The following is a 21,615-nucleotide window of genomic DNA, read 5'->3' on the forward strand; positions in this document are numbered from 1 at the left end:
TTCCGCCAGGGTGTTCAACCATTCGTTCTTTTTTTCGAACAGCCTATTGTCCTACACCCCAGCAGCCGCTTAGCATTCGTTTGAGATTTCAAACGCTCGATGCCCTGCCTTGGGCGCTTTTCAACAATCAACAATTCGGGAAGCCGACATGCAGCTCAAAGACGCTCAGTTGTTCCGCCAGCAAGCCTACATCAATGGTGAGTGGCTGGATGCGGACAACGGCCAGACCATCAAGGTCACCAACCCGGCCACTGGTGAAGTCATCGGTACCGTGCCGAAGATGGGCACCGCGGAAACCCGCCGCGCCATCGAAGCCGCCGACAAGGCCCTGCCGGCCTGGCGTGCCCTGACCGCCAAGGAGCGTTCGGCCAAGCTGCGTCGCTGGTTCGAACTGATGATCGAGAACCAGGACGACCTGGCTCGCCTGATGACCACCGAGCAAGGCAAGCCGCTGGCCGAAGCCAAGGGCGAAATCGCCTACGCTGCCTCGTTCATCGAGTGGTTCGCCGAAGAAGCCAAGCGCGTCTACGGTGACACCATCCCGGGCCACCAGCCAGACAAGCGCCTGATCGTCATCAAGCAGCCAATCGGTGTTACCGCGGCCATCACCCCGTGGAACTTCCCGGCCGCCATGATCACCCGTAAAGCCGGCCCGGCCCTGGCCGCTGGCTGCACCATGGTGCTCAAGCCTGCCTCGCAGACCCCATACTCCGCCCTGGCCCTGGTCGAGCTGGCCCACCGTGCCGGCATCCCGGCTGGCGTGCTGAGCGTGGTTACCGGCAGCGCTGGCGAAGTTGGCGGCGAACTGACCGGCAACTCCCTGGTCCGCAAGCTGTCCTTCACCGGCTCGACCGAAATCGGTCGCCAGCTGATGGAAGAATGCGCCAAGGACATCAAGAAGGTTTCCCTGGAGCTGGGTGGCAACGCCCCGTTCATCGTGTTCGACGACGCCGACCTGGACAAGGCGGTCGAGGGCGCGATCATCTCCAAGTACCGCAACAACGGCCAGACCTGCGTCTGCGCCAACCGTATCTACGTGCAGGACGGCGTCTACGACGCGTTCGCCCAGAAGCTGGCCGCCGCTGTTGCCAAGCTGAAGATCGGTAACGGCCTGGAAGAAGGCACCACCACTGGCCCGCTGATCGACGGCAAGGCTGTCGCCAAGGTCCAGGAACACATCGAAGACGCCGTTGGCAAAGGCGCCAAGGTACTGTCCGGTGGCAAGATCATCGAAGGCAACTTCTTCGAGCCGACCATTCTGGTGGACGTACCGAAGACCGCTGCCGTCGCCAAGGAAGAGACCTTCGGCCCGCTGGCGCCGCTGTTCCGCTTCAAGGACGAGGCCGAAGTCATCGCCATGTCCAACGACACCGAGTTCGGCCTGGCCTCGTACTTCTACGCCCGCGACATGAGCCGTGTGTTCCGTGTTGCCGAAGCCCTGGAATACGGCATGGTAGGTATCAACACCGGCCTGATCTCCAACGAAGTGGCACCGTTCGGTGGCATCAAGGCTTCGGGCCTGGGCCGCGAAGGTTCCAAGTACGGTATCGAGGACTACCTCGAAATCAAATACCTGTGCATCAGCGTCTGATAGCACGGTAAAGGCTTTACCTCTGCCAGCGGGGCGCGAGAGCGACGTCTCGCTGGCCTTTTTTACATCGCAGTACCTGGTGGCCAGGGCGTTCACGGCAGTCGATCAACGAATACTGTTCGCGAGCACTCCCAGCCACCCCCGAATAAAAGCGCCACTCCAAACCGGCGCAATGAGGGCATTATGAGCAAGACCAACGAATCCTTGATGCAACGTCGTGTAGCCGCCGTCCCACGTGGCGTTGGCCAGATCCACCCGATCTTCGTCGATACCGCGAAGAACTCGACCGTGATCGACGTTGAAGGCCGCGAACTGATCGACTTCGCCGGCGGCATCGCAGTACTGAACACCGGCCACCTGCACCCGAAAGTGGTTGCGGCCGTGCAAGAGCAGCTGACCAAGGTCAGCCACACCTGCTTCCAGGTGCTGGCCTACGAACCCTATGTAGAGCTGTGCGAAAAGATCAACAAGCTGGTCCCAGGCGACTTCGACAAGAAGACCCTGCTGGTCACCACCGGTTCCGAAGCCGTTGAGAACGCCGTCAAGATCGCCCGTGCCGCCACTGGCCGCGCTGGCGTAATCGCCTTCACCGGCGGCTACCACGGCCGTACCATGATGACCCTGGGCCTGACCGGCAAGGTCGTGCCGTACTCCGCTGGCATGGGCCTGATGCCAGGTGGCATCTTCCGCGCTCTGTTCCCTAGCGAACTGCACGGTATCAGCGTTGACGACGCCATCGCCTCGGTCGAGCGCATCTTCAAGAACGACGCCGAGCCGCGCGACATCGCCGCGATCATCCTCGAGCCGGTACAAGGCGAAGGCGGCTTCCTGCCAGCGCCGAAAGAGCTGATGAAGCGCCTGCGCGCCCTGTGCGACCAGCACGGCATCCTGCTGATCGCCGACGAAGTACAGACCGGCGCTGGCCGTACTGGCACCTTCTTCGCCATGGAACAGATGGGCGTTGCGCCTGACCTGACCACCTTCGCCAAATCCATCGCTGGCGGCTTCCCGCTGGCCGGTGTGTGCGGCAAGGCCGAGTACATGGACGCCATCGCTCCTGGCGGCCTGGGCGGCACCTACGCCGGTTCGCCGATCGCTTGCGCCGCGGCCCTGGCCGTGATCGAAGTGTTCGAAGAAGAGAAACTGCTGGACCGCAGCAAAGCTGTGGGTGAGCGCCTGACCGCTGGCCTGCGCGAAATCCAGAAGAAGTACCCGATCATCGGCGACGTCCGCGGTCTGGGCTCGATGATCGCTGTCGAAGTCTTCGAGAAAGGCACTCACACCCCGAACGCAGCTGCCGTTGGCCAGGTTGTCGCCAAGGCTCGCGAGAAGGGCCTGATCCTGCTGTCCTGCGGTACCTACGGCAACGTTCTGCGTATCCTGGTTCCGCTGACCGCAGAAGATGCTCTGCTGGACAAAGGCCTGGCTATCATCGAAGAGTGCTTCGCTGAAATCGCCTGATGTGACGTGCTTCAGAAAAAACCCGCTTCGGCGGGTTTTTTTTGTGCCCAGGAAAGCCTTGGGGCGCTATCGTTGTCGAAGGATTTGCTCAGGAAGCTGCGATGGACTGTGTGGCAGGGCTATTCAGGAGTTGGCGATGAACGCTGCAGACCCCACCCCACCAAGCGTACTTATTGTCGAGGGCGACCCCTGGGTACGTGACATGCTCAGCGAAATGCTGCTGAGCGTGCGCTGTGATGCCCGCCTGCAGCTCTGCGCCGACGGCTCGCAGGCCTTGAGCGCGCTGTCGAGCAAGCCCGACCTGATCATTGCCGCGCGCGAACTGGCAGGTGTCGATGGGCTCGACCTGTTGCGCAAGGTACGCGCGAAAGGCTCGAGGTTGCCGTTCATCCTCATGAGCAACCGCATTGACAGTGCCAGTGTGCATGAGGCGTTGCCCCTGCACCCCACTGCCTACCTGAGCAAGCCGCTGAACCTGGAAACTCTTCGCAAGCGCCTGGAAGAGCTGCTGCTGGCGGTTGGCGAAGAAATCGCCTGCCCGGTGCCGGCCTTGCAGCCAGGTGCCAGCCTGCCGGCCTACCTCGAGCAGCGTCGCGCTACCGCCGATGGCGGGCCGCTGCTGGCCGATGTGCAGGTGGCGATCAAGCGCGCGCTCAACCCCCAGGGCCTGAACCTGAGAGTGCTCGAAGAGGAAGTGCAGGGCGACCCGCAGATCACCGCTGTGCTGATTGCGGCGGCCAACAGCGCAGCGCTGCACCGCGAAGCACCAGTGCAGACGCTGCTGCAGGCCTTGAACAAGCTTGGCAGCACCCAGAGCATGAACCTGATCCTTGGCATGACCCTCAAGCGCAGCGCTCGCCTCAGCGACCCGCTGCTGGCGGAGCATGCTGCCCGCTACTGGGAGTTGTCGCTGCACGCTGCCGAATATGGCCGCACCTTGGCACGCATACTCGAGCTGGACGAAGGGCGTTGTTATTGCGCGGGGTTGCTGCATTGCCTGGGCGACCTGGCGGTGCTGCGCTGCCTGCAGGAATGGCGGCTGGCCGGGGGCGAGCTGGATGAGGACCAGGTGCAGCTGTCGCTCAATGAGTTCGGTGCGGCGTTCGGCTCGGCGCTGCGTACGCGCTGGCGGTTGCCGCTGGGGTTGCGCGAGTTGATCGCGGCGATCTACCAGCTGGGCGGCGGGGTGTACTCGCGGGAGATCCTGGCCATGAACCTGGCCGGGCAGTTGTCGCGGCTGTCGGCCGAGCAGGGGCTGGAGAAGGTGGCCAGCAGCAAGACCGCGCGCCTGCTCAAGCTTGGCCTGCCGGAGCTGAGGCGGTTGCGTAAGGTGGAGAACCCGGAGGTGAAGCCGCAGCAGGAAGAACCGCCTTTAGCTGAGGGTGAAGTTTCGGGCTGAGGTCTTGGGGCCGCTTTGCGGCCCATCGCGACACAAGGCCGCTCCTACACGGGTACGCGGTTGCCGGTAGGAGCGGCCTTGTGTCGCGATAGGGGGGCAAAGCCCCCCCAAGGCTCAGCCGCGGACGATCTGGTTCTTGCCCTGGCGCTTGGCCTGGTACATCGCCGCATCGGCCCGGGCATACAGGCTGTCCAGCGCCACATCCTCGTCAGTCAGCCCGGTCACCCCCTGGCTCACCGTCACCCCGTAGGTCTGCTCCCCATGGCTGAAGCTCAGCCGCTGGATCTGCCGCTGCAAGCGCTCGGCAATCTGCTCCGCGACCTGGGCACTACAGCCGGGGAACACTGCCGCAAATTCCTCGCCACCAATGCGCCCGAACAGGTCACCTCGGCGTAGTACGGCCTTGCCGCTGTCGGCGATCTGCTGCAGCACCTGGTCGCCTTCCTGGTGACCGTAGCTGTCGTTGATGCGCTTGAAGTCGTCGATGTCCAGCAGCAGGAAGGCCAGTGGTGTACCGTCTTCGCGGGCGCTGTCGAAGGCTTGCTGGGCGCATTCGAAAAAGTGCCGGCGGTTGCTGCTCTGGGTCAGCACGTCGGTGGTGGCCAGGCGCTGCAGTTCACCTTCGAGCTGCTTCTTCTCGGTGATGTCTTCTGCGATGCCGACGATGATCACCCGGTCGCCATCGCGTTGCTGGTTGATGTAGCACTTGTCGCTCAGCCAGCGCAACTGGCCGTCGGCATTGAGGATGCGGTACTCGCGGTCTTCCACCGAGCCCTTGAGCAGTACCTGGGCCAGGCTGCGTTCGGCGAACTCCAGGTCGTCGGGGTAGATGCTGTCTCGCCACTCGTTGTAGTCGGCCAGCACCAGGCTGGCCGAGCGGCCGAAGATGCGTTCGTAGGCGGGGCTGACGTAAAGCACCTGACGGGTTTCCCAGTCGAAGGCCCATAGCACCGCATTGACGCTATCGAGCAGCGAGCTGAACAGCTGTTCGCGCTCGCTCAGGCGGGCAACCTCGCCTTGGGCGTGGAGTAGCGCAAGCAAGGTCTGGGCGGCTTCCGGAGGCGGGGTGCCGGGCAGTGTCGTCGGAATGTTCTTGGCCATGTGCACGGAGCAGATCTCGGCGTGAAAGCGTGCGGCCAGCATCTGGCCCGCCACGCGGGCGATGTGCCAGATATGAGTGTAAACGAGAGGGCGAAGTTCCGGGCGGCACGCCCAGCCAAAGGGGCGTGCCGATCAACGGCGGTCAGGCGCCGGTCGGGCGCAGGGAGTACGTCTTCAGCTGTGCCGCGAAGTCCCGCAGGGCGTGGATGCCGCTGGTTTCCGCCTCATGTACCCAGTCCTTCATGGCGGCCAGCATGTCGTGGCCGTTGGCGCTGGTGCGCGCCCAGATCTGCTGCAGGGCCAGGCGTTTTTCGTAGATGGTCTTCAGCGCCTGGCTGTGGGCGAGCATCGACTCGATGCGCACATGGTGACGGTCTTCCAGCAGGCTGGTCTCGCGCGACAACAGGCGCTTGGCGCGGCGGAAGTGATGGCGCAGCGAAGCATCGACGCGGGCCAGCTCCTGCTTGACCAGCGGGCCGATCACCAGCTTGCGGTACTGGGCCATGATCTGGAAGCGGTTGTTGAGGATGGCCATGGCGGTGTCCATGTCCAGGCTGGCCTTGCCTGCCACCCGGTGGGCGATGGGCGCCACGCGCTGTACCTTGGCCAGGCGCAGCAGGCAGAACAGGCGGATCCACGCCCAACCCATGTCGAACTCCCAGCGCTTGACCGACAGCTTGGCCGAGTTGGGGTAGGTGTGGTGGTTGTTGTGCAGCTCTTCGCCACCGATGACGATGCCCCACGGCACCAGGTTGGTCGCGGCGTCGCGGCACTCGAAGTTGCGGTAGCCGAGAGCGTGGCCCAGGCCGTTGACCACGCCGGCGGCCCAGAACGGAATCCACATCATCTGCACTGCCCAGATGGTGATGCCGATGGTGCCGAACAGCAGCAGGTCGATTACCGCCATCAGCGCGATGCCGCCCAGCTTGTAGCGCGAGTAGAGGTTGCGCTCGATCCAGTCGTCCGGGCAGTTCTTGCCATAGATGCGCAGGGTTTCAGGGTTGCGCGCCTCTTCCCGGTAAAGCTCGGCACCCTTGCGCAGCACCGTGCCCAGGCCCTTGTACAGCGGGCTGTGCGGGTCGTCGGGGGTTTCGCATTTGGCGTGGTGCTTGCGGTGGACGGCGGTCCATTCGCGGGTGTTCTGCGCCGTGGTCAGCCACAGCCAGAAACGGAAGAAGTGCTTGAGCGCGCCATTGAGCTCCAGGGCCCGGTGCGCGGAGTAGCGGTGCAGGTAGACCGTGACGCTGACGATGGTCACGTGGGTCATCAACAGTGTAATGCCGACCAGTTGCCAGGCCGACAAGTCGAGCAGGCCGTTGTACCACATAGGTGTAAATACCCTCGGAATGCAGGAGGAGGGGCTGATTATCCCTTGGGCAGGAAATAAATACAGTTACCCGTTCAGATAGGAAGTCACGACATGTTTCAGCCTTTATAATGCCCCATCATTTTTCATGGGCAATTGCACCCGACATGTCTGTTTCCGTTCGCGACGCCTTGCGCATGGCCGCGCTGTATGTGGTGCTCTCGATCCTCTGGCTGACGCTGGCCGAGGTGGTGTTGCACGGCATGACCGACGACCCCCTGGCACTGACCGTGGGCCGGCAGATCAACGTGGTGGTCTGGGTGCTGCTCAGCGCCTTTCTGATCTATGTGTCGCGGGTGCGGCTGCTTGACTTCATCGGTGTTGGCGCGCGTATGCGTGGTGAAGACCGTGAACGCCTGCGCATGGCTGCGGCAGTGTTCGACAGCACCCTCGAAGGCGTGCTGGTGACAGACCGCCATGGCCTGATCGTGCACGTCAACCGTGCCTTCATGCGTATCACCGGCTACCAGCAGGACGAGGTCATCGGCCAGCGCCCGAACAAGTTCAAGTCGGGCCGCCATGGCCTGGCGTTCTACCAGCAGATCTTCGCCACTCTGGCGGAAAAGGGCGAGTGGAGCGGCGAAATATGGAACCGGCGCAAGAGCGGTGAAATCTACCCGCAATGGCAGACCATTTGCGCCATCCGCGACGATCAAGGCGAGCTCAGCCATTACGTGGCGGTGTTCAGCGACATCAGCGCGATCAAGCATTCTGAACAGGAACTGGCCTACCTGGCTCACCACGACCCGCTGACCGACCTGCCCAACCGCCTGCTGTTCAACGACCGGGTCGAGCAGGCGCTGGCCGCAGCCCAGGCCAACAAGCGTGGTTGTGCCCTGCTGTTGCTGGACCTGGACCATTTCCAGAGCATCAACGACGGCCTTGGCCACACCATTGGCGACCAGTTGCTGAAGCTGGTGGGCGAGCGCCTGGCAGAGGTGCTGCGCAGCGGCGTGACCCTGGCGCGCCTGGGGGGCGACGAATTTGGCGTGCTGGCGGAAAACTGCCATGAGGTTGGCCAGGCGGGCAAGCTGGCGCAGGGCATCATCGAGCGCATGCGCGAGCCGTTCCAGTTCGACGGTCACCGCCTGTTCATCAGCGTCAGCGTGGGCATCAGCCTGTTTCCCAGCGATGCCTTGAGTGCCGAGCAGTTGCTTCGCAATGCCGACTCGGCGTTGTACAAGGCCAAGAGCAATGGGCGGGCCTGCTATGCGCTGTACACCGAAGAACTGACCGCTCACGCCCAACACCGGGTCGAAACCGCCGGCGAGCTGCGCCGAGCCTTGGAGCAGGACGAGCTGCGGGTGTTCTACCAGCCGGTGCACGACCTGGCGACCGGCCGCCAGGTCGGCGTCGAAGCCTTGGTGCGTTGGCAGCACCCTCAGCGCGGCCTGGTGCCACCGGGCGAGTTCATCCCGATTGCCGAGCGTACCGGGCTGATTGCCGAGATCGACGCCTGGGTATTACGCCAGGCGTGTCGGCAGATGGTGCGATGGCAGGGTGAAGGGCGGCAGTTGGCATTCGTGGCGGTGAACATCTCCAGCCGCCTGTTTGGCCAGCACGAGTTGTACCAGCAGGTGGCCGAGGTGCTGGACGAAACCGGCCTGGCCCCGGCCTTGCTGGAGCTGGAGGTGACCGAGAGCGCGGTGATGGAGGACCCGGAGGTGGCGCTGGAGCAGTTGCATCGCCTGCGCGAGCTGGGGGTGACCTTGGCTATCGACGACTTTGGCACCGGTTATTCATCGCTGCTGCGGCTCAAGCGCTTGCCGGTGCAGAAGCTGAAGATCGACCAAGGCTTCGTTGCCGGGTTGCCGCTGGATGAGGACGACATCGCGATCGTTCGGGTGATCATCGCCCTGGCCCGCAGCATGGGCATGCAAGTGCATGCAGAGGGCATCGAGCAGGCCGAGCAGGCCAGCTTCCTGCTGCATGAGCTGTGTCAGCTTGGGCAGGGGTACTGGTTCGGGCGGCCGGTGCCTGCCGGGGATTTGTGCTGGGGTTGAGATCGCCGGGGCCGCTTTGCGGCCCCCGAACTATCGTTTGTTCAAGCCTTTCGCCAACCGGTCGCCACCCAACTGGATCAACGCCACCAACGCCACCAGCATGGCAATCACGGTCAGCATGATCTGGCTGTCGAAGCGCTGGTAGCCATAGCGGTAGGCGATATCCCCCAAGCCCCCGGCACCGATCGCTCCGGCCATGGCCGAGGAGTTGATCAGGGTCACCAGGGTAATGGTGAAGCCCCCGACAATTCCCGGCAGCGCCTCGGGCAGCAGCACGTGCCAGACGATGTGCCAGCGCCGGCAGCCCATGGCCTGTGCAGCCTCCACCAGGCCGTGGTCGACTTCGCGCAGGCTGACCTCGGCAATCCGCGCGAAGAACGGAGTGGCGGCAATGGTCAGTGGCACCACTGCCGCCCACACGCCATACGTGGTACCCACTACCAAGCGGGTGAAGGGGATCAGCGCGACCATCAGGATCAGGAACGGGATCGAGCGGAACAGGTTGACGAATGCACCCAGCACCCGGTTCAGCAGCGGCGCCTCGAAGATCCCGCCCTTGTCGCTGGTGACCAGCAGCACCGCCATCGGTACCCCCACCAGCAGGGCGATCAGCGACGACACACCGACCATCAGCAGGGTATCGAGCAAACCTTCCAGCAGGCGATCAAACCACATGGCCCAGTACCTCCACGTCCTCAGCCCAGCGACGGGCGCGCTCCAGCAATTGATGGGTGTCGTGCGGTGAGTGCTGCACCGACAGGATCAGCTGCCCCAGGGCATGCTCGCCAATGGTTTCCACACCACCCTGCAGCAGGCGTACGCGGCCGCCAAGCTCGTTGAACAGGGCAGACAGTTCGGGCTCGCCGAGCAGGGTCAACCTCAGTACCACGGCACTGTCGCGGCTTGCCGGGCTGGCCCGAAGGCTGGCTCGCAGCGCGGCTGGCAACCTGGCTTGCAACGGTGCCAGCAGGGTACGGGTGACTTCGTGGCGTGGTGAGCCAAACACCCGCCAGACCTCACCCTGCTCGACCACTTCTCCACGTTCAAGCACCACTACCCGGTGGCAGATATCGCGGATTACCGCCATCTCGTGGGTGATCAGCACGATGGTCAGGCCCAGGCGCTGGTTGATGTCGCGCAGCAGTTCGAGAATGGAAGCAGTGGTCTCCGGGTCCAGCGCAGAGGTGGCCTCGTCGCACAGCAGGATCTCGGGGTCATGCACCAACGCCCTGGCAATGCCCACGCGCTGCTTCTGCCCGCCGGACAGCTGCGCCGGGTACACGTGGTGCTTTTCCCGCAGGCCCACCAGCTCCAGCAGTTCGCGTACCTTGCGCTGGCGTTCGGCCTTGGCCACGCCGGCCACCTTGAGGGGCAGCTCGACGTTCTGCCACACGGTCTTGGCCGACATCAGGTTGAAGTGCTGGAAAATCATGCCGATACGCCGGCGCAGGGCTACCAGGTGCTCCTCGTCGAAGGGCGCGATGTCCACCTGGTCGATCAGCACCCGCCCCTGGCTGGGTTGCTCCAGGCGGTTGATGGTACGCAGCAGCGATGACTTACCGGCGCCGCTGCGGCCGATGATGCCGAAGATCTCGCCATGGCGGATGTTCAGGTCGATGCCTTGCAAGGCCGGTTGCGCCTGGCCCGGGTAGGTCTTGCCCAGGCCGATGAAGCGCACATGGGCTTCATTGACCTCCGGGCGCAAGGCCTGCTCCCTGGCCGTTGGCGGCAGTGGTTGTGCGGTGGGCGCCCGCAGCGCGCTGGCCTGGCTCATATCAGCCCTCCCAACCGGCCTGGTAGAGCTTGCCGTGGGCTTTGTCCAAGGCTGCGCGCACCACTGGCGAGTGCTGGTAGATGTCGACGAACTTGGCCAGGCGTGGGTCGTCCTTGCTTTGCGGTCGAATGACGAACTGGATCACGTATTCCTTGTTCTCCAGGCCGTCGAACAGTAGTGCGGAGCCGGCGTCGAAGCTGTTGGCCAGGCGGATGTAGGCCGGGTAGCCCTGCACCAGGTCGGCGTCGTCATAGGCGCGAACCAACTGTACGGCCTCGACCTGAAGGATCTTCAGCTTTTTCGGGTTGGCGACGATATCGTCCTCGGTGGCCTTGTAGCCGACCCCCGGCTTGAGGGTGATCAGCCCGGCCTTGGCCAGCAGCTGCAGGCCACGGCCGCTGTTGATCGGGTCGTTGGCGATGGCCACGCTGGCGCCTTCGGGCAGGTCGGCGAAGCTCTTGTACTTTTTCGAGTACAGGCCGACGTTGTTGATGATGCCCGGGGCGTAGGGCACCAGGTTGAAGCCTGCAGCCGTCTTGGCGTTTTCCAGGAACGGGATGTGCTGGAAGTAGTTCGCGTCGATGTCGCCGCTGTTGAGGCTGACGTTGGGTGCGATCCAGTCGCTGAACTCGACCAGCTTCACTTCCAGACCTTGCTTGTGCGCTTCTTCCACTGCGGCTTCCAGCGGGATGGCAAAGGCCGAAGTTGTACCGATCTTCAGCGGTTCGGCAGCCAGCGCGCTGGCGGACAGGCCGAGAGTGAGGGCAATGGCCGCGACGGGCCGGAACAGTTTATCAAGCATGGTGCAGGGCTCCAGTCGGGGCAGGGGTAGAGGTAAAGCGGTAAGCCGAGCCAGGGTGGTCGGCGGGCAAATGCGGGTGGTCGGCCTGGAAGAGTTTTTCGCGCAGGGTGCCTTTGGCGTAGGCGGTCTTGTAGCGGCCACGCTGTTGCAACTGCGGGATGACCAGGTCGATGAAGTCCTCGAAGCTTTCCGGGGTTACGGTGCGGGTCAGGTTGAAACCGTCCAGGCCGGTTTCATCGACCCAGGCGATCAGCTGTTCGGCCACCTGCTCGGGCGCGCCGACCAGAGTCACGTAACGGCCACCCAGGGCGTGCTGCTGCAGCAGGCGCCGGCGGGTCCAGGCGTTGTCCTGCAACTGGCGCGTGGCCGACTGGATGGCGTTGCCCTGGCTGAAGGCAATCGGCTCGTCCAGGGCGTAGGCGGCGAAGTCGATGCCGGTGGACGCTGCGAAGTGCGCGACCCCGGCCTCGGCGCTGGCATGGCGCAGGTACTCGGCATGCTTGGCCTGGGCCTGCTGCTCGGTGGCGGCGACGATCACCGTGATGCCCATGAACACCTTGACCGCTTGCGAGTCGCGGCCAGCGGCTTGGGCGGCGGCGCGCACCTTGTCGACCTGGTCGCGGGTGGCGGCCTTGTCCTGGCCACTGATGAACACGCATTCGGCATGGTTGCCGGCGAAGGCCAGGCCACGCTGCGAGCTGCCGGCCTGGAACAGTACCGGTGTACGTTGCGGCGAGGGCTCGCACAGGTGGTAGCCGTCGACCTTGTAGAACTCGCCCTGGTGGTTGACCTTGCGCACCCTGTCGGGCCTGGCATAGACGCGCTGCTGGCGGTCGGCGACCACGGCATCGTCAGCCCAGCTGCCTTCCAGCAGCTTGTACAGCACCTGCAGGTACTCGTCGGCCTGGTCGTAGCGGCGGTCATGCTCGGGTTGCTGCGCCAGGCCCATGGCCCGGGCGGCGCTGTCGAGGTAGCCGGTGACGATGTTCCAGCCCACCCGGCCATGGCTCAGGTGGTCCAGGGTGGAAAGGCGCCGGGCGAACAGGTACGGCGCTTCGTAGGTGAGGTTGGCGGTAAGGCCGAAGCCCAGGTGGCGGGTGACGGCGGCCATGGCCGAGACCAGCAGCAGCGGGTCGTTGACCGGCAGCTGGATCGACTCCTTGAGGGTGACGTCCAGCGACTGGCCGTAGATGTCGTAGGTGCCGACGATGTCGGCGATGAAAAGCCCGTCGAACAAGCCGCGCTCCAGCAGCCGCGCCAGACTGGTCCAGTAGTCCAGGGTCTTGTACTGGGTCGAGGTGTCTCGTGGGTGGGTCCACAGGCCGTGGTTGATGTGCCCGATGCAGTTCATGTTGAAAGCATTGAGCAGGATCTGCTTGGCCATCAGATGGTCCCCCGGCGTGGTGGGTTGGCATCATTGAGGTAGTAGTTGCCGATGGCGTGGTACTTCCAGCGCACCGGGTCGTGCAGGGTGTGCACGCGGGCGTTGCGCCAGTGGCGGTCAAGGTTGTGTTCGGCCAGGGTGGCCTGGCTGCCGCCCAGTTCGAACAGGGTGGTGCCGGCCGCGAGGGAAATCTCGGTGCTGATGGCGCTGGCCTCGGCCACCGCGATGGACGCGGCGGCCACGTTTTCGGCAGTGCTGTCGTCGCGGGCGCGGTCCAGATATTCGCCCGCGCGCTCCAGCAAGGCTTCGGCGGCGTGCAGACGGATCGCCAGATGGCCGAAACTCTTCAGCGTCAGCGGGTCATCGCTGGCCTTGTCCAGGCCGGAGTCGACCCAGGGGCGGCTGCGGGTGCGCACGAAGTGCAGGGCATCTTCGTATGCGGCGCGGGCGATGCCGGTGTCGATGGCGGCATGAAGGATCTGCGCCAGCGGGCCGACCGGGGTGGGGCGTTCGAAGGCGCTCTGGAACGGCACCACGTCGGCGGCACTGACATACACGTTATCGAACACCACCGAGCCGCTGCCGGTGGTGCGCTGGCCGAAGCCGCTCCAGTCGTCGATCACCTGCAGGCCCTGGCTGTCGGCCGGGACGAAGGCCAGGTGCTGCACGCCCTGCTCATCGACCACCGAAGTGGGAATGCGCTGGGCGTAGATGGCGCCGGTGGAGTAGAACTTGCGGCCGTTGATGCGAAAACCATCGCCGTCGCGGGTCAGGCGAGTGGTGCGGTCGTTGGCGGTCTTGGTGCCCAGTTCGGCCAGGGCATTGCCGAAGCGGCTGCCGGCCAGTACTTCGGCGTACAGGCGCTGTTGCTGTTCGGGTGTGCCGTTTACCCGCAGCACTTCCAGGCCGTAGAAATGGTTTTGCGGGATTTGCCCGAGCGAGCCGTCAGCCTGGGCGATGCGGGCGATGACCTTGGCCAGGGTGACGTTGGACACGCCGGCGCCGCCGAAGGCCTTGGGTACGCTGATGGCCCACAGGCCGGAGCGAGTAAACAGTTCCAGTTCGGCGTGCGGCAGACGGCGCTCGCGGTCGCGCAGGGCGCTGTCGCGGCGCAGGTGTCGGGCGACTTCTTCGGCGACGTTCAGGGCCTGGGTGTCGCTGGTGATGATGTTTGTAGTCATGGTGTTTCTCCGGGGCCTCGGGGCCGCTCTGCGGCCCATCGCGACACAAGGCCGCTCCTACAGGAGGTACGCGATCCCTTGTAGGAGCGGCCTTGTGTCGCGATGGGCTGCAAAGCAGCCCCAAGGCCCTTAAATCAGATCCAGGAATGCCGTGCAGGCAAGGTGCCGTTGAGGTGGTAAGCGCCAACCGCGTGGTACTTCCAGCGCACCGGGTCATGCAGGGTGTGCACCCGGGCATTGCGCCAGTGGCGGTCGAGGTTGAACTCGGCGAGGGTGGCGCGGCTACCGGCCAGCTCGAACAGCTTTTCGCTGGCCTGCAGGGCAATCTCGGTGGTCAGTACCTTGGCCTCGGCCACAGCGATCGAGGCCCGCGCTGCGCTTTCTGCATCGATCGGCTCGGCGTTGACCTCGTCGAGGACCCGCGCGGCCTTGCGCAGCAGGGCTTCGGCGGCGTGCAGCTCGAGCTTCAGGCGGCCGATGTCGGCGATTACGTAAGGGTCGTCGCTGGCGCGGTCGACCTTGGCTTCGATCCATGGCCGGGCCTTTTCGCGCACGAAGCTGATGGCGTCCTCGATCGCTGCTTCGGCAATGCCAGCATCGATCGCCGCCTGGATCAGCTGCGAGGCAGCGCCCTGGATGTTGGGAATGTCGCGCTGGCGCCAGTTGTCGATCACCAGGTCGGCATCCACCGGGACCTGGTCGAGCAGCACGGTGCCGCTTGCAGTGGTGCGCTGCCCGAAACCGGACCAGTCATCGACGATGCGCAGCCCCGGGCTGCCTCGGCGGACGAATGCCAGGCGCTGGCGACCTTCGTCGTCCAGTGCCTTGACCGCCACCCAGTGGGCGAACAGGGCGCCGGTGGAATAGAACTTCTCGCCGCTGATGCGATAGCTGTCGCCGACGCGGGTGATCCTGGCCTTGAGGGTCAGGGTGTCCTTGGTGCCGCGTTCAGGGCCGGCATTGCCGATGCGCCAGCCATCGAGCACGCTGCGGAAGATCACCGCCTGCTGCGCCTCGGTGGCAGTCAGGCGCAGCAGTTGCAGCATGCCGAACTGGTTCTGCGGGATTTGCCCCAGGGCCGGGTCGGCGGCGCTGATGAGGCGGAACACTTCAGCCACGGTCTCGAACGACACCTCCGGGCCGCCATGTGCCTTGGGTACGCTGATGCTACCAAGGCCGCTGCGGGTGAACAGTTCGATCTCGGCCCATGGCAGTTTGCGTTGCTGGTCGCGGCGGGCGGCCTGCTCGCGGGCGACCTCGGCCAGTTCGCGGGCTGCTTGCAAGGCTTCGGCGTCGTTGCGTAGAACCTTGGCCGGCAGCAGCAGGGGCGAGCTGTCGAGATCGCTGTGGAATTGGGTATCGGGTTGGCTGGACATCAGTACCGCTCCTTGGCTGCACTCAATGCCCTGGCGTTCCGCACTGGGGTGATCGTGATCCTGACCATTCCTGACCTCGCAAATGAATTATGTCGCTAACAGCTGATCGCGACAGATGTGTGCTGGTCCGGTGGTCCGGTTTATATACCCTAATGCTTTATAAAAAGTTTATGAACTAACTCTTTGGAATATGTATAGAAGGGGGATTTTGCTGCGGATGTGCCGGCCTCTTCGCGGGCACGCCCGCTCCCACAGGTACAGCACAGATCTTGAAATCGGTGCCACACCTGTGGGAGCGGGCGTGCCCGCGAAAAGGCCGCAACAGGTTTACTCGGAGGCAGCAGTCCCCAGGAACTTGCGCAAGAACTGCCGGGTACGCTCTTCCTTCGGCGCCGCAAACAGCGCCTTGGCCTCGCCCTGCTCCACGATCACGCCCTTGTCGAAGAAGATCACCCGGTTCGCCACATCCCGGGCAAAGCTCATCTCGTGGGTAACGATGATCATGGTGCGCTTCTCCTCGGCCAGGCCGCGGATGGTCGCCAGCACTTCACCCACCAGTTCGGGGTCCAGCGCCGAGGTCGGCTCGTCGAACAGGATCACCTCCGGCTCCATTGCCAAGGCGCGGGCGATGGCCACCCGTTGCTGCTGGCCACCGGACAGGCGCCGCGGGTAGGCGTCTTCCTTGCCGGCCAGGCCGACCTTGGCCAGCAGGCGCCGGCCCAGTTCGATCGCCTGCTCGCGGGGTGTCTTCTTGACGATCACCGGCCCCTCGATCACGTTTTCCAGGGCGGTGCGATGAGGGAACAGGTTGAAGTTCTGGAACACGAACCCGGCCTGCTGGCGCAAGCGGCGAATCGCACTTTGCTGCCCACCCAGCGGGCGGTTGGCGTCGATGATGATATCGCCAATCTGGATCTGCCCGGCATCGGGTGTTTCCAGCAGGTTCAGGCAACGCAGGAAGGTTGTCTTGCCCGAGCCGCTTGGGCCGATGATGGCCACCACTTCGCCGGGTTGTACGGTCAGGTCGATACCGTTGAGCACGGTCTGGCCTTTGAACCGCTTGGTCAGGCCTTTGACTTCAATCATGCTCAATGCTCCTGGTCATGCTGGTTGACTCGCGCTTCCATGCGGTTCTGGAAGTGCGCGAGGATGCTGCACAACACCCAGTAGATGACCGCCACCGCCACGTACATGGTGAACACTTCGAAGGTGCGTGCGGTGATCAGCTGGGCCTGGCGGAACAGCTCGGGCACCTGGATGGTTGCCGCCAGGGCAGTGTCCTTGACCAGCGAGATGAAGCTGTTGCCCAACGGCGGCAGTGCGGTGCGCAAGGCCTGGGGCAGGATCGCCCGGCGCATGGCCTGGACGCGGGTCATGCCGATACTGGCGGCGGCTTCCCACTGGCCACGGTCGATCGAGGAAATCGCCGCGCGCAGGATTTCGCAGATGTAGGCGGCCATGTTCAGCGACAGGCCGATCAGCGAAGCCGGGATCGGGTCGAGTTCGATGCCGATCTGCGGCATGCCGAAGTAGATGACGAACAGCTGCACCAGCAGCGGCGTGCCGCGGAAGAACGACACGTAGACCCGCGCCAGCCAGTTCAGGGGCAATATCTTCGACAACCGCATCAGTGCCAGGGCAAAGCCCAGCACCAGGCCGAAGAACATGCCGCCAACACTGAGCAGCACTGTATAGCCCGCGCCCTTCAGCAGGAAGGGCGCGGAGTCGACAACGAGTTGCAGGCTTTCAGCGATCATTTGGTGACATCGGCACCGAAGTATTTCTCGGACAGCTTGGCCAGCGTGCCGTCAGCCTTGAGCTTGTCCAGCGCCTTGTTGATCGCTGCCAGCAGTTCCGGTTCACCCTTGCGCAGGGCCACGCCGCTTTCCAGGCGCGAGAAGGCATCGCCGGCCAGTTCGGTGTCCTTGGCTTTTTGCGCGTATTCCAACGCGGCCAGGCGGTCGATCAGGATGGCGTCGATACGGCCGTTGCGCAGGTCGGCGAACTTGCTCGGGTCGTCTTCATAGGTGCGCACATCGGCTTGCGGCACGTCCTTCTTGACCCATTGCTCGTAGTTGGTGCCCAGGCCTACACCGACCTTCTTGCCTGCCAGGTCTGCGGCCTTGTGGATGTTCAGCTGCTCGGCCTTCTTCTTCAGGATCAGCGCCTGGATGCCGGAGATAGTGTAAGGCTCGGAGAAGTCATACTTCTTCTTGCGCTCTTCGGAAATGGTCACCTGGTTGATCACCACGTCCAGGCGCTTGGATTCCAGTGCGGCGAGGATGCCGTCCCACTTGGTCGGCTGCACCTTGGCCTTTACCCCGAGCTCCTTGGCCAGCAGCTCGGACAGTTCCACTTCGAAGCCGGTCAGCTTGCCGTTTTCGTCCTGGAAGCTGAACGGTGGGTAGGTGCCTTCGAGGCCGACGTTGATCACGCCTTTTTCCTGGATGGTCTTCAGCTGCTCGCCAGCGAAGGCCTGACTGAGCAGGCCGGCACCCAGCAGGAGTGCCAGGCTGGCGTTGAGTAGCGGTTTGGCGAATTTCGACATTTCAGAGCCCCGCGCTTGTTGTGTAAGTAGTGGGTGGCGACTATAGGGTCGGCTGCTTAGGTCAGGAAATACTAAAAAATTATTTTGTTATTTCCTTTTGGTTTTTGCCAGGTGCTGGCTGCATTGAGGGTAGGCGAGGTTGCCTGCTCCGTCATCGCGGCTTATGCCTGACTTAGCGCAGGATGGAATAAAGCGTTGTTTTTTCCAAGGGATGGATTTGCCGTAGAGTGGATTGCATGTAGGCAGGTCCGGCCTCTTCGCGGGTAAACCCGCTCCTACAGAGACCGCACAGGCATCGAAACCTGTGCAGTCCCTGTAGGAGCGGGTTTACCCGCGAAGAGGCCTGGCCTGGCGATAAAAATAGTTGGCCTCTTCAGGCAGGAGAAAACCGTGAGCGAACAACCTTCATCCGGGCACTGGCAGTTGCAGAGCATCGTCACCGGCCTGCGCGGCGCCCGTGAACAATGGCGCACCCGCAATGGCCGCAGCAGCGGCGAGCAGGGCGGGCGTGAGCTGCCTTCACGCGAAGCGATGCGGCACATCCTGGAGCAACTGTGCGGCGCACTGTTCCCCATGCGCCTTGGCCCAGTCGACCTGCGCGAAGAAAGCGAAGACTTCTACGTCGGCCATACGCTGGATGCCGCCCTGACCGCCCTGCTGGCCCAGGCCCGCCTGGAGCTGCGCTACGCCGCACGGCAAAGCAAGGGCGAACTGGCCGGCGTCGATGCCCATGCGCTGAGCCTGGTGCAGGGATTCGCCGCCGCCCTGCCGGGCCTGCGCGTACTGCTGGACACAGACGTGCTGGCCGCCTATCACGGCGACCCGGCTGCGCGCAGTGTTGATGAAGTGCTGCTGTGCTACCCGGGCATCCTGGCGATCATCCACCACCGTCTGGCGCACCATCTGTACAAGGCCGGCCTGCCGCTGCTGGCGCGCATCAGCTCGGAGCTGGCGCATTCGGCCACGGGGATCGACATTCACCCCGGGGCGCAGATCGGCCCGAGCTTCTTCATCGACCATGGTACCGGCGTGGTTATCGGCGAAACCGCGATCATCGGCGAGCGTGTGCGCATCTACCAGGCGGTGACCCTGGGCGCCAAGCGCTTCCCCAGCGATGAATCGGGCACCCTGCACAAGGGCCTGCCACGCCACCCGATCGTCGAGGACGATGTGGTGATCTATGCGGGGGCCACGGTGCTGGGGCGGATCACCATCGGCAAAGGCTCGACCATTGGCGGTAATGTGTGGCTGACCCGCAGTGTGCCGGCCGAGAGCAACATTACCCAGGCCAACCTGCAGCTGGATTGCCAGGACAAGAACTGATCTGGCATTTCCTTGGCCTGTACCGGCCCTTTCGCGGGTAAACCCGCTCCCACAGGGACCCCACAGATCTTGAATCTTGTGCAGTACCTGTAGGAGCGGGTTTACCCGCGAAGAGGCCCGTGCAGGAGGGCACCAATCAGCGCCCCAATTCGCATTGAAATCCGATCCATGTTTAACTTGAACGCTTGTTCAATGAAAAAACGCTGGTCCGCTGCCGGTGTTCAACAGGAGGATTCCTTTGCTGAACCCGTTCATTCCGAGCCTTACGTCATTCGACGAGGTGCGCCCCCGATGAGTGCACCGACCCCTTCCCTTGCCAATGGCAAGATCCGCATGAACCCCCCGGTGTTCTATTTCGCGGCAAGTTTCATCCTCATCTTCGGCCTCGTGGTCATTTCCTATCCGCAAGCAGCAGGCGACTGGTTGCTGGCGGCGCAGAACTGGGCGGCCAACACGGTCGGCTGGTACTACATGCTGGCGATGACGCTGTACCTGGTCTTCGTGGTGGTCACCGCCTTGTCCGGCTACGGCAAGATCAAGCTCGGTGCCGACCACGACGAACCCGAGTTCAGCTACCTGTCGTGGGCCGGCATGCTGTTTGCCGCCGGCATCAGCATCACCTTGTTCTTCTTCTGCGTGTCCGAACCCCTGACCCACATGCTGCAGCCGCCCCAGGGCGAAGCGGGCACGGCCGAGGCCGGGCGCCAGGCGATGCAGATCCTGTTCCTGCACTGGGGCCTGCATGGCTGGGGCGTGTTCGCCTTCGTCGGCATGGCCCTGGCCTACTTCGCCTACCGGCACAACCTGCCGCTGGCCCTGCGTTCGGCGTTGTACCCGTTGATCGGCAAGCGCATCAACGGGCCGATCGGTTATGCGGTGGACGGTTTCGGCATCATCGCCACGGTGTTCGGCCTGGGTGCCGATATGGGTTTTGGCGTGCTGCACCTGAACGCCGGCCTCGACTACCTGTTCGGCATCGACCACAGCCAGTGGGTGCAAGTGCTGCTCATCACCCTGATGATGGGCGCGGCGGTGGCCGTGGCGGTCGCCGGGGTGGAGAAGGGCGTGCGGGTGATGAGCGACATCAACCTGTTCCTGGCCTGCGCGCTGTTGCTGTTCGTGTTGTTCGCCGGGCCTACCCAGCACCTGTTCAACACGCTGATCCAGAACCTCGGCGACTACCTGGGTGCCTTGCCGCGCAAGAGCTTCGACGTTTATGCCTACGGCGAGAACCGCGACTGGCTGGGCGGTTGGACGGTGTTCTACTGGGCCTGGTGGATTGCCTGGGCGCCGTTCGTGGGCCTGTTCATCGCCCGCATCTCCCGTGGCCGCACCATCCGCGAATTCGTCTTTGGTGTGCTGTTGATTCCGCTGGGCTTCACCTTGGCGTGGATGTCGATCTTCGGCAACAGTGCCCTGGACCAAGTCATCAACCACGGCATGACCGCGCTGGGCCAGTCGGCGCTGGATAACCCGTCGATGAGCCTGTACCTGCTGCTGGAGACCTACCCTTGGAGCAAGACGGTGATCGCCGTGACGGTGTTCATCAGCTTTGTGTTCTTCGTCACCTCGGCCGACTCGGGCACCGTGGTGCTGTCGACCTTGTCGGCCAAGGGCGGTGATGCGGACGAGGATGGGCCGAACTGGCTGCGTATCTTCTGGGGGGCGATGACCGCGCTGATCACCAGCGCGCTGCTGTTCGCCGGCAGCATCGACTCGCTGAAGTCGGCGGTGGTGCTGACCTCGTTGCCGTTCTCGCTGATTCTGCTGTGCATGATGTGGGGGCTGCACAAGGCGTTCTACCTGGAGTCGCAACGGCAGATCGCACAGATGCATTCGCTGGCCCCGTTCGCCCAGTCACGCCGCGGCCGTGGCGGCTGGCGCCAGCGTCTGAGCCAGGCGGTGCACTTCCCGTCGCGTGATGAGGTGTACCGCTTCATGGACGACGTGGTGCGCCCGGCAATTGCCGATGTGCGTGAAGTGTTCGAGCAGAAGGGCCTGGTGCTGATTACCCAGGACGACCCGAGTCACGACAACGTCAGCCTGAAGATTGGCCATGGCGAGGAACAGCCGTTCATTTACCAGGTGCAGATGCGTGGTTACTTCACGCCATCGTTCGCCCTGGGTGGGCTGGGTACGCAGGAATTGAAGAACCGCCGCTACTACCGGGCGGAGGTGCACCTGAGCGAAGGCAGCCAGAACTATGACCTGGTCGGCTACAGCAAGGAGCAGATCATCAACGACATCCTCGACCAGTACGAACGGCACATGCAGTACCTGCATCTGGTCCGCTAGATCGCTGGGGC

At 63.7% G+C, this 21,615-nt stretch carries 17 protein-coding genes; 6 read left to right on the plus strand and 11 right to left on the minus strand.

The features are described 5' to 3' along the window. Window positions 1–148: 148 nt before the first annotated feature. The 3 genes from gabD (at window position 149) to WM94_RS05745 (ending at window position 4,451) form a co-directional block, all read left to right on the plus strand. Complete coding sequence (gene gabD / locus WM94_RS05735) at window positions 149–1,591, plus strand: NADP-dependent succinate-semialdehyde dehydrogenase (protein WP_015268576.1); 1,443 nt, start codon at window positions 149–151, stop codon at window positions 1,589–1,591. Between the two features lie 183 nt (window positions 1,592–1,774). Beyond that, the gene (gene gabT / locus WM94_RS05740; RefSeq protein ID WP_003255866.1) at window positions 1,775–3,052 is read left to right on the plus strand and encodes a 4-aminobutyrate--2-oxoglutarate transaminase; all 1,278 of its coding nucleotides are present in this window, start codon (window positions 1,775–1,777) and stop codon (window positions 3,050–3,052) included. A gap of 136 nt (window positions 3,053–3,188) precedes the next feature. Beyond that, window positions 3,189–4,451: a response regulator gene (locus WM94_RS05745; protein ID WP_061550666.1), complete on the plus strand. Its 1,263-nt coding sequence runs from the start codon at window positions 3,189–3,191 to the stop codon at window positions 4,449–4,451. 114 nt (window positions 4,452–4,565) lie between these two features. Here WM94_RS05745 and WM94_RS05750 read toward each other — a convergent pair whose 3' ends face one another. Together WM94_RS05750 and desA are read right to left on the minus strand one after the other, a co-directional pair. Then, entirely contained in the window at window positions 4,566–5,594 is a 1,029-nt protein-coding gene (locus WM94_RS05750; RefSeq protein WP_015268579.1) for a sensor domain-containing diguanylate cyclase, read from the minus strand. Between the two features lie 100 nt (window positions 5,595–5,694). Next, window positions 5,695–6,879 (minus strand): delta-9 fatty acid desaturase DesA, encoded by a 1,185-nt coding sequence (desA, locus tag WM94_RS05755; protein WP_039614263.1) that lies wholly within the window; start codon window positions 6,877–6,879, stop codon window positions 5,695–5,697. Window positions 6,880–7,025: 146 nt separating this feature from the next. Between desA and dibA the strand changes: the two genes are divergently transcribed. Next, on the plus strand, window positions 7,026–8,921 hold the full coding sequence (gene dibA / locus WM94_RS05760; protein WP_061550667.1) for a phosphodiesterase DibA: 1,896 nt from the start codon (window positions 7,026–7,028) through the stop codon (window positions 8,919–8,921). A gap of 30 nt (window positions 8,922–8,951) precedes the next feature. Here the strand turns inward: dibA and WM94_RS05765 are convergent, their stop codons facing one another. The 9 genes from WM94_RS05765 to tcyJ all read right to left on the minus strand — a co-directional run bounded on the left by WM94_RS05765 (window position 8,952) and on the right by tcyJ (window position 17,986). Further along, window positions 8,952–9,596, minus strand: a complete 645-nt coding sequence (locus WM94_RS05765) for a methionine ABC transporter permease (RefSeq protein ID WP_008096606.1) — start codon at window positions 9,594–9,596, stop codon at window positions 8,952–8,954. Further along, window positions 9,586–10,695, minus strand: coding sequence for a methionine ABC transporter ATP-binding protein (locus tag WM94_RS05770; RefSeq protein WP_061550668.1), 1,110 nt, complete (start codon window positions 10,693–10,695; stop codon window positions 9,586–9,588). The genes WM94_RS05765 and WM94_RS05770 overlap by 11 nt, the downstream gene beginning before the upstream one ends. Window position 10,696: 1 nt before the next feature. Next, complete coding sequence (locus tag WM94_RS05775) at window positions 10,697–11,497, minus strand: MetQ/NlpA family ABC transporter substrate-binding protein (RefSeq protein WP_061550669.1); 801 nt, start codon at window positions 11,495–11,497, stop codon at window positions 10,697–10,699. Then, a complete protein-coding gene (locus WM94_RS05780; RefSeq protein WP_061550670.1) occupies window positions 11,490–12,881 on the minus strand; it encodes an LLM class flavin-dependent oxidoreductase in 1,392 nt (463 codons plus the stop codon). The genes WM94_RS05775 and WM94_RS05780 overlap by 8 nt, the downstream gene beginning before the upstream one ends. Further along, the gene (locus WM94_RS05785) at window positions 12,881–14,062 is read right to left on the minus strand and encodes an SfnB family sulfur acquisition oxidoreductase (RefSeq protein WP_061550671.1); all 1,182 of its coding nucleotides are present in this window, start codon (window positions 14,060–14,062) and stop codon (window positions 12,881–12,883) included. Before WM94_RS05785 ends, WM94_RS05780 begins: the two co-directional genes overlap by 1 nt. Before the next feature lie 134 nt (window positions 14,063–14,196). Beyond that, a complete protein-coding gene (locus WM94_RS05790) occupies window positions 14,197–15,438 on the minus strand; it encodes an SfnB family sulfur acquisition oxidoreductase (protein WP_061550672.1) in 1,242 nt (413 codons plus the stop codon). 327 nt (window positions 15,439–15,765) lie between these two features. Further along, on the minus strand, window positions 15,766–16,524 hold the full coding sequence (tcyN, locus tag WM94_RS05795; protein ID WP_061550673.1) for an L-cystine ABC transporter ATP-binding protein TcyN: 759 nt from the start codon (window positions 16,522–16,524) through the stop codon (window positions 15,766–15,768). Between the two features lie 2 nt (window positions 16,525–16,526). Then, a complete protein-coding gene (gene tcyL, locus WM94_RS05800; RefSeq protein WP_003255849.1) occupies window positions 16,527–17,195 on the minus strand; it encodes a cystine ABC transporter permease in 669 nt (222 codons plus the stop codon). Beyond that, on the minus strand, window positions 17,192–17,986 hold the full coding sequence (tcyJ, locus tag WM94_RS05805) for a cystine ABC transporter substrate-binding protein (protein WP_015268587.1): 795 nt from the start codon (window positions 17,984–17,986) through the stop codon (window positions 17,192–17,194). The genes tcyL and tcyJ overlap by 4 nt, the downstream gene beginning before the upstream one ends. A gap of 390 nt (window positions 17,987–18,376) precedes the next feature. Between tcyJ and epsC the strand changes: the two genes are divergently transcribed. Together epsC and betT are read left to right on the plus strand one after the other, a co-directional pair. Further along, window positions 18,377–19,309 carry a serine O-acetyltransferase EpsC gene (gene epsC, locus WM94_RS05810; protein WP_061550674.1) on the plus strand — a complete coding sequence of 311 codons (933 nt, stop codon included), beginning with the start codon at window positions 18,377–18,379 and terminating at the stop codon, window positions 19,307–19,309. A 333-nt stretch (window positions 19,310–19,642) separates the two neighbouring features. Continuing rightward, on the plus strand, window positions 19,643–21,604 hold the full coding sequence (betT, locus tag WM94_RS05815) for a choline transporter BetT (protein WP_167506610.1): 1,962 nt from the start codon (window positions 19,643–19,645) through the stop codon (window positions 21,602–21,604). The last annotated feature ends 11 nt before the right edge of the window (window positions 21,605–21,615 follow it).

It is taken from the genome of Pseudomonas sp. ABFPK, from assembly GCF_001586765.1.
GTDB classification, from domain to species: domain Bacteria; phylum Pseudomonadota; class Gammaproteobacteria; order Pseudomonadales; family Pseudomonadaceae; genus Aquipseudomonas; species Aquipseudomonas asiatica.